Genomic DNA, 8,620 nt, shown 5'->3' on the forward strand with positions numbered 1-8,620 from the left:
GCCGAGCCGCATGATCCAGCGCCAGCCCGCGCGGGTGCCGGCGCGGTACGCCGCCTGGAGGTCGTCGAGCGTCCGGCCCTCGCGGGCCTCGCCCGCGCCGAGGCGGTGGCAGGTCTCGTACAGCCGGTCGCGCGGCGCCAGCGGGTCTTCGACGAGGTCCACGAAGAGCGCGACCGCGCACTCGACGCCGTACCGGGTGACGCGGCCGTAGGACCCGTCGCCCGGCCGGGCGTAGACCGGGACGACCCGCCACACCTCCTGGACGATCCAGTCCACCAGCGCCGGCAGGGCCGGGCGCATGAGCGCCGCGAGCTCGCTTCTCCCGAGCACTTCTTCGCCGTCGTCCCGCGGAGCCGGGACGCGCTGCCGGGCACTTTCGGGGGACACCAAGGTTCCTCCACCGGGGACGGGCGACGGAACGAGCTTTACCGGACAGTAAAGCAGCGGGACCGTACAGTACACCTCCATGAGCCGGCCGAGTTCCCCTGATCGATCCAGCACCCGCCGCAGCCCGGCCGCCCGGCCCACCGACGGCGAGCTGCTCGACGCCGCCCGCGCCGTGTTCGCCGAGCGCGGCTACGCCCAGGCCACCATGGGGCTGATCGCCGACCGCGCCGACTCCACCAAACCGACCCTCTACGCGCATTTCGGGGACAAAGCGGCCCTTTTCCGCGCCACCGTGACCCGCGAAGTCGCCGCACTGCGGGAATGGGTGCTCACCGCGTACGAAACCGCGAGCGCCCAACCCCTCGAAGACCGCGTGCGGATTTCCGTGATGGCGATGTTCAGCTACGCCGGCGCCCACCCGGACAGCTTCCGGCTGCTGTTCGACTCCGCCGTCGACGAGATGTCGAACGAGCGCCGCGCGCTGGCCGACACCGTCACCACGCACGTCCTCGCCCGGATCCACGAGACCCTGCTGGCCCACGGCCGGACGCCCGGCCCCGGCGCGGACCTGCTCGCCGCGATGATGGTCGGCCTCGTCGGCCGCGCCGCGATGCACGTGTCGCACTCCCCCGGCGTCGACCCGATCGCGGCGGGCGAACTGGCCACCGGGTTCGTCGTGGCGGCGCTGCGCGGCCTCGACCCGGCGCTGCTCGACCACGTCGGCGACGCGCGCCAGTGCGCCACCTGAGCGTCCACAAGGGACTGATTGTCACCCGCTGAACAATTCCGGAACTGCCTCTTGCCGCGGTCGGCGGTCACTGCGACGCTGCCGTTACCCGCAAGCGACGAACGCATTTCCGGCACATCGGAAAGCGCTTGCCGACTCCGTTTTCCGCGAAGAGGTGCTGATCAGTCATGAAAACACGCCTGTTTTCCGCCGCCGCCGCGCTCGGCATCGCCGTCACCGGGCTCGGCGTCGCCGCCGCACCCGCGGCCTCGGCCGCGCCGTGCACCGACATCGACGTCCCGGTCGCCCGCGGCACCGGCGAGCCCGGCACGCTGGGCTTCATCGTCGGCGACCCGGTCTACCAAGCCGTCCAGAACACGCTGCGCCCGCGGTCGCTGAGCAGCTACCGCGTCGACTACCCCGCCGACCTCGGCGAGCCCGCGTCGGTGCAGAAGGGCAACACGGACCTGGTCAACCACGTCACAGCGCAGGCCGCGGCCTGCCCGCAGCAGCGGTTCGTGCTGGTCGGCTACTCCCAGGGCGCCAACGTCGTCGACAACTCGATCGGCATCAGCAGCGACGGCGCCATCGTCGGCGGGCCGATCGTCGCGACCATCCCCGCCGACCTCGCGCCCCGGATCGCCGCGATCCTGTTGTTCGGCAACCCGATCCGCGCGGTCGGCCGTCAGGTCACCGGGACCTACCAGAGCCGCACCAAGGACTACTGCGCCGACGGCGACCCGATCTGCCAGGCGGGCGGGTTCAACTTCCTGGCCCACCTGAGCTACGGGAACAACGCCGCCGACGCAGCAGCCTTCGCCGCCACGAAGGTCTGACCCCTCAGCAGTTGGCGGGTGCCGGGGTTCCGGTGAAGCGGTTGACGATCCACTGGTGGGCGTCGGCGTTGCCGGCGAGGATTCCGGTGGCGTGGTCGGAGATGTAGGTCTTCCACTGCTCCCGGACCCCGGCCGCGCAGTACGTCCGGTGAAGCGTCTCCGCCTGCGGGGTGTTGACGATCTCGTCGGTGCTCGCGTGGTACTGGAACACCGGCACCCGCGGCGGGTTCGCGCCGAGCTTGTTCTGCGCCAGCCGCGCCTGCCACTGCGGGGTGTCCAGCGGGTTCGACGTCGTGTAGTCACTGATCTTCTTGAACGAGTAGTTCAGCAGCAGTTCCGCGACGCAGGCGTTCTTCTTGGCGTCGGCCAGCTGCTGACGGCCGGTGTCGTTGAGGAACGAATCCAGTTTCAGGTCCGGGTAGGCCGCGTCCAGGCCGACCGCGGCGAACGCGAGGAACCCGAACCCGATGTACCCGTCGAGACCCTTGGCGACCTCGGTGAGGTCGGCGGGGATCCCGCCCGCGACGACGCCGACGAGGTTCAGCTCCGGCGCGTACGACGGCTGCTTCTCCCCTGCCCACATCGCCCCGCCGCCACCCTGTGAGTAGCCCTGGAAGATGACCTTGGCGCCCTTGGCCAGCCGGGCGGACGGGAGGTTCTGCGCCGCCCGCACCGAATCGATCACCGCGGGCCCCATCGACTGACCGGTGATGTACGTCGGCACCGTCGTCGGCGAGTAGCCCTCGTAGTCGGTCACCGCGACCGCGTACCCGCTCGAGAGCGAGTCGTTGATGGCGGGCTGGTCGTACAGCGTGCCCCGCTCCATCGCCTTGGACGCCGTGCACTTGAACGCCGGTCCCTGCGTGCCCACCGCGTAGCCGACGATCGGCGCCGTGGCCGGGTCCTTCCCCTTGGGCACCAGGATCGTCCCGGTCACCGCGTCCGGCAGGCCCTGGGCGTTGGTCGAAAGGTACATCACCTGCCAGGCGTCGGCGTTGGCCGCGTTGAGCAGCGGGACGGTGGGGCGCCAGCGGAGCACGTCCCCGGGTTTCCCGGCCGGCAGCGGGGACGGCGGGGTGTAGAACGAGTCGTCGAACGGCCCGGGCAGGATCGGCGCGGCGGCCGCGCCGGCGGGCGGGCTCGCGGCCACCACCCCCAGCGCCACCAGGCAGCAGCTCACCAGTGCCGACACCAGCTGTCGCACGTGGACGGACTTCACCACAACCTCCAATGGTTAACAGGAATCTTTCAGGCGGGCAGGCCGAGGGCACCGGCCAGGACCGGCCACGAGTTGTGCAGCGCCCGCTGCCAGTACGGCCAGCTGTGCGTGCCCGGCCCGTAGTAGTCGACGGTCGCGGGAATCCCCTTGGCCCGCAGCAGATCCGTGAAGCTCTGCGACGACAGCAGCGCCGACGGCTCCAGGACGTCGGACTGGCCGGGCGGGTCGAGCGGCCCGGTCTGGCCGTTGCCGCACGAGATGTAGAGCGCCGTGCCGCGCAGCTGGTCGACGTGGTCGTACGGGTTGGCGGCCGACCAGAGCGGCCGCATCCCGAAGGAGTCGCCCCACAGCTGGAGGTAGTTGTAGATGCCGGCGCGGGCGAGGATGCCGATGATCCAGACCGGGATGCCCGGGAAGAGCGTGTTGGGCACACCGCTGTAGGACGCGGCCGCGCCGAACATCCCCGGGTGCTTGAACGCGTACGCGAGCGCGCCGTACCCGCCGATCGACAGCCCGGCGACCGCGCGCTGGGTGCCGCCGCGGTAGCCGCGTTCGACGATCTGGCGCACTTCGGCGGTGTGGAACGTGTCCCAGTCGGGAGTGGCGCCCAGCCCGAAGTTCCACCACTTGGTGTACATCCCGGCCGGTCCGTCGGTCGGCATCACGACGAGGGCGTCCTTGTTCGCGGTGAACGCCTTGACGTCGGTGAACTGGTCCCACGACTGGTAGTCGACGGGTTCGCAGCAGCCGTGCAGCAGGAACAGCACCGGCCAGGTCCGGCTCGGCTGCGCGGCCCAGCCGGTCGGCACGATCAGCCGGACCATGCCGGTGGTGCCGAGCGCGGGCGAACTGATCTTGAGGTCGACGGTCCGGGCGTCCACCCAGGTTTCCGAGACGACCTTCGCGCCGTCGTCGGCCACGGCGGGGGCGGCCACGGCCGGGGTCACGCCGCCGGCGGCCACCAACAGCACGGCGGACAACGCCAGCAAAGCCCATCGCTTCATCGCGACTCCTCGACTTCTCACAGGGGGATGTTGCCGTGCTTCTTCGCCGGCAGGGTCTGCCGTTTCGTCCGGAGGGTCCGCAGCGCCCGCGCCACGTGCAGGCGGGTCTGCGACGGCGTGACGACCTGGTCGACGTACCCGCGTTCGGCGGCCAGGTACGGGCCGCCGTGGCGCTCGCGGTACTCCTCGGTGAGCCGGCGGCGCGCGGCTTCCCGTTGCTGCGGCGGCAATGCGGCCAGCTCACGCCGGTGCAGCACCTGCACCGCGCCTTCGGCCCCCATCACGGCGATTTCCGCGGTGGGCCAGGCGAGCACGGCGTCGGCGCCGAGGTGCTTCGAGCCCATCACGGCGTACCCGCCGCCGTAAGCCTTGCGCACCACCACGGTCACCTTCGGCACCGTCGCCTCGGAGTAGGCGTAGATCAGCTTGGCGCCGCGGCGGATGATCCCGCCGCGTTCCTGGCCGGTGCCCGGCAGGTAGCCGGGGACGTCGGCGAGGGTGAGCAGCGGGATCCCGAAGGCATCGCAGAAGCGCACGAACCGGGCGGCCTTCTCGGACGCGTCGATGTCGAGCACGCCGGCCTGGTGGCGCGGCTGGTTGGCGACGACGCCGACCGACCGGCCCTGGACCCGGCCGAACGCGCAGATCATGTTGGGCGCGAAGGCACTGTGCACCTCGGTGTACTCGCCGTCGTCGACCAGCGCGGCGATCAGCTCGGCCATGTCGTAGGTCCGGTGCGGCGAGTCCGGCACCAGCCGGTCGAGCGCGAGGTCGGCGGGAGTGACGACCGGGCTGGTGTCGTCGGCGTACTCCGGGGCGAGGTCGAGGTTGTTCGACGGCAGGTAGGCGAGCAGGGTCTGCACCCACTCGACGGCGTCCTCTTCGGACACTGCCCGGTGGTGGGCGTTGCCGGCCACTTCGGACTGGACGGCCGCGCCGCCCAGCTCCTGCGCGGTCACCCGCTCGCCGGTGACCGCGTGCACGACGTCCGGTCCGGTGACGAACATGTGCGAAGTCCCGTCGACCATCACGGTGAAGTCGGTGATCGCGGGCGCGTAGACGGCGCCGCCAGCGCACGGTCCCATGATCATCGAGATCTGCGGGATGACGCCGGACGCGTGGGCGTTGCGGCGCCCGAGTTCGGCGTAGTACGCCAGCGAGACAACGCCTTCCTGGATCCGGGCGCCGCCGGAGTCGTTGATCCCGACGACCGGGCAGCCGAGTGCCATCGCGAGGTCCATCACCTTGAGGACCTTCTCGCCCGAGACTTCACCCATGCTGCCGCCGAAGACGCTGAAGTCCTGGGAGAACACGCAGATCTGCCGCCCGTCGACGGTGCCGTGCCCGGTCACCACGCCGTCGCCCCAGGGTCTGTTCGCGTCCATCCCGAACTCGGCGCACCGGTGCCGCGCGAGCTGGTCGAGCTCCACAAAGGACCCGGGGTCCAGCAGCAGCTCGATCCGTTCACGCGCGGTCAGCTTGCCCTTGGCGTGCTGCCGGTCCACGGCCCGCTTCTCGGCGATCCGCACGGCTTCGTCCTGCCGCGCGGCGAGATCCGCGATCCGGAACGCCGTACCCGGCGTGAGCTCGTCCATCACCGCACCCCCGTCCCGAGCCGCGCGGCGAGCGCGGCCGCCAGCGCCGCCACGTGCGGCGGGTCGATCATCGACACGTGGTCCCCCGGCACCCGCACGACGTCGAGGTCGGGGCAGTACGCGTCCCAGCCGAGGGTGTCGTCGGTGCGCAGGTACCGCGGGTCCAGCGCAGTGGTCAGCGGGTGCGGGTCCTGCGCGCGCAGCAGCACCACGCGCCCGTCGTAGCGCGCCGGGGTGTACCGCTCGGCGACCCGCGCGTCCACATAGGACTCGTACTGGTGCCGCAGCACTCCCGCGCCCAGATCCGGCACGTGCTCGGCCAGCTTCCCCATCACCCAGCGGATCTGGGCTTCCTCGTCGAGCCGCGTGAGTTCCTCGCGCGGCACCGAGAACGGCACGCCGTACGTGCGCGAAACGTGGTCGGCGAACCGGTCGAAGCGGTCCAGCAGCAGCTCCTCAACCGGGGTGCCGGGCGCGGGCAGCGGCAGGATGGTGTCGATGAGGAACACCAGTTCGGCGCCACCGAGCTGCCGCGCGGTCTCGTAGGCCAGGCAGCCGCCGAACGACCAGCCGCCGAGCCGGTAGGGACCGTCCGGCTGGATCTCGCGGACCAGCTCGGCGTAGCAGGCGGCCTTGGCCTCGACGGTGTCCTCGTCGTCGATCCGCTCGAACCCGTACACCGGCTGCCCTTCCGGCAGCAGCCGCACGAGTTCCCGGTACACGTTCGCCCGCCCGCCCGCGGGATGGAACAGGAACACGGGATCGGCGACGCCGTCCCGCAGCACCCGCACCGGCCCGCCCCCGTGCCCTTCCAGTTCGGGCCGCAGCAGATCGGCGATCGCGGCGACGGTCGGAGTGTCGAACAGCCCCGCGGGAACCACGTCGAGTTCGGCGGCGAAGAGCGCCCGCAGCCGTTCCGGATCGCCGCCGGCGGCGAAGAAGTCGTCGTGCACCCCGGGTTCGGCCCCGCCCACGACGGTCCGCCAGTGCCGCGCGACCCACCGTTCGGCGGGATCCCGCGGCCCGGCGACGACCCGTTCGACCGGCGCGGCGGTCCCGAACCCGGCCTGCTCCGCGAGGTGCGCGGCCAGCTCACCGAGGCTCGCTCCGCGCAGGAGCAGCGGAATCGGCAGCGGCAGGCCGAAATCGCGTTCCACGGCACCGCGGGCGCGCATGGCCGAGAGCGAGTCCAGCCCCAACCGGGTGAGTGGCACGTCCCGATCGACCTCGGCGAACCCCAGCAGGTCCGCGATGAGCCCGGCGAGGTGATCGGCGATCGCGGCCCTGGCCTGCTCGGGTGTCCCGGCCCGCAGGGTTTCCATCCCGTCCCAAGTGGACTGTTTCGGCGGGCTGAAGAGGGTGAAGAACGGCCGTTCGGCGAGCCGCGGGAACAGTTCCAGGACGGTCCCGGCGTCAATGCGGGCGATCCCGGTTTGCCGGCGGTCGCGGGCGAGGACGGCGTCGAGCGCGGCGACGGCTTCGTCCGTACCGAGCGGGGTCAGCACCGGGTTCTTCGACCCGGCCGCGGCGCCGGTCTCGCCCCAAGCACCCCAGTTGATGGTCGCGGCGGGCAGCCCCTGGGCCCGTCGCCAGGCGACGAGGGCGTCGGCCCAGGCGTTGGCGGTGGCGTAGGCGGCCTGCCCGGGCGACCCGAACAGCGCGGCGGCGGAGGAGTAGACGAGCCACCAGTCCAGGTCGTGCCCGGCGGTCGCCTGGTGCAGCCGCCAGGCACCGAGCGCCTTGGGCCGCCAGACGGCGTCGAGGGAGTTGGGATCGAGAGTGATCGCGGCCCCGTCGGCGAGAATCCCGGCGGCATGCAGCACCCCACGAAGCGGCACACCCCCTTCGACGGCGGCCGCGACCAGCTTCTCGGCGGTCCCGGGTTCTGCGATGTCCCCGGGCACCACGCGGACTTCGGTACCCAGCTCTCCCGGGTCGGCAGCGCGGCGGCTGCTGAGCACCACCCGCGTAGCCCCCCGCTCGGCCAGCCACTTCGCCGCCACCAGGCCGAGCCCACCCAGCCCACCGGTGATGATGTAAGCGCCGTCCCTGACCGGCTCGCGGACCGCGTCGCCGAGGTCCGGGCGGGTCAGCCGCCGGGTGTACCGGACTCCGTCACGCCAAGCGATCTCGTCGTCCGGGGCATCCGCGCGAATCTCGTCCGCCAGCCGCGCGAGGTCGTCGAAGTCCACCAGGGAAGCCCGCAGTTCCGGATGCTCGAACGCGAGCACCCGCACCAGCCCCCGCACCGCGGCCAACCCAGGATCCCCCGCCTCACCCGGCCGGACGGCCTGCGCCCCCGCCGTGACCAGCCACAACCGCGGCGGCGCGGGCAGCTCGGCCAGCTCGGCGACGACCCCACCCAACGTCCCGACCAACCGCGCCCCGGACTCCGGATCCGGGTCACCCGCCGACCCCAGACGGGCGATGACCGCGGTCGTCTCCCCGTCCCGCAGCAGTTTCGCGAGCATCGCCCGGTCGCCAAGGCGCGCCGCGTCCAGCTCGATCCAGTGGTGCTCGCGCTCCGGCGCGTCAGGCAGCTCCGCCGGCTGCCAAGTCGCCTCAAGCAGGAGCCGCTCCACCGCCGCATCGCGCAACGGGCGGCAGTACACGTCCCGGAACTCCACCAGGACGACGTCCTCGGCATCGACCAGCTGGACGCTCCCGAGCAGGCCGTCGCCGGACGGGGCGACCACCGCGTCCACCCGCACGCCCCGGCGCGGCTCGCCCGCGACGACCACCTCGCCCACGGAAAGCGGCAGGTAGAGGACGTCCGCTGAGCCGACGGCCGCGGCCAGTGCGTGCAGGCAGGCGTCGGCCAATGCCGGGTGCAGGACGTACGCCGGGTGGTC

The 8,620-nt window shown here is 72.1% G+C and carries 6 protein-coding genes and 1 pseudogene; 2 read left to right on the forward strand and 5 right to left on the reverse strand.

Going from position 1 to position 8,620, the window contains the following annotated elements:
- Nucleotides 1-387, reverse strand: a pseudogene (locus tag G3I65_RS23875) (hypothetical protein); the annotation flags it as partial.
- A gap of 79 nt (nt 388-466) precedes the next feature.
- On the opposite strand from G3I65_RS23875, the gene G3I65_RS23880 reads away from it, so the two are divergent.
- Nucleotides 467-1,135, forward strand: a complete 669-nt coding sequence (locus tag G3I65_RS23880; RefSeq protein WP_160698074.1) for a TetR/AcrR family transcriptional regulator — start codon at nt 467-469, stop codon at nt 1,133-1,135.
- Nucleotides 1,136-1,302: 167 nt separating this feature from the next.
- Nucleotides 1,303-1,950 carry a cutinase family protein gene (locus tag G3I65_RS23885; RefSeq protein WP_160698075.1) on the forward strand — a complete coding sequence of 216 codons (648 nt, stop codon included), beginning with the start codon at nt 1,303-1,305 and terminating at the stop codon, nt 1,948-1,950.
- A gap of 4 nt (nt 1,951-1,954) precedes the next feature.
- Here the strand turns inward: G3I65_RS23885 and G3I65_RS23890 are convergent, their stop codons facing one another.
- The 4 genes from G3I65_RS23890 to G3I65_RS23905 form a co-directional block, all read right to left on the reverse strand.
- Nucleotides 1,955-3,145, reverse strand: a complete 1,191-nt coding sequence (locus tag G3I65_RS23890; protein WP_160698079.1) for a lipase family protein — start codon at nt 3,143-3,145, stop codon at nt 1,955-1,957.
- 53 nt (nt 3,146-3,198) lie between these two features.
- Entirely contained in the window at nt 3,199-4,173 is a 975-nt protein-coding gene (locus G3I65_RS23895) for an alpha/beta hydrolase family protein (RefSeq protein ID WP_160698076.1), read from the reverse strand.
- Nucleotides 4,174-4,190: 17 nt separating this feature from the next.
- Nucleotides 4,191-5,768, reverse strand: a complete 1,578-nt coding sequence (locus tag G3I65_RS23900; protein ID WP_160698077.1) for an acyl-CoA carboxylase subunit beta — start codon at nt 5,766-5,768, stop codon at nt 4,191-4,193.
- The coding region (locus tag G3I65_RS23905) for an SDR family NAD(P)-dependent oxidoreductase (protein WP_160698078.1) at nt 5,768-8,620 on the reverse strand (2,853 nt) is incomplete at its 5' end. The genes G3I65_RS23900 and G3I65_RS23905, both read right to left, overlap by 1 nt.

It is taken from the genome of Amycolatopsis sp. SID8362 (assembly GCF_010550475.1).
In the GTDB taxonomy this organism is placed as follows: Bacteria; Actinomycetota; Actinomycetes; order Mycobacteriales; family Pseudonocardiaceae; genus Amycolatopsis; species Amycolatopsis eburnea.

Coding starts and splice junctions, on each gene's coding strand:
- G3I65_RS23880 (WP_160698074.1), top strand. CDS start 467: ATGAGCCGGCCGAGTTCCCCTGATCGATCCAGCACCCGCCGCAGCCCG.
- G3I65_RS23885 (WP_160698075.1), top strand. CDS start 1,303: ATGAAAACACGCCTGTTTTCCGCCGCCGCCGCGCTCGGCATCGCCGTC.
- G3I65_RS23895 (WP_160698076.1), bottom strand. CDS start 4,173: ATGAAGCGATGGGCTTTGCTGGCGTTGTCCGCCGTGCTGTTGGTGGCC.
- G3I65_RS23900 (WP_160698077.1), bottom strand. CDS start 5,768: ATGGACGAGCTCACGCCGGGTACGGCGTTCCGGATCGCGGATCTCGCC.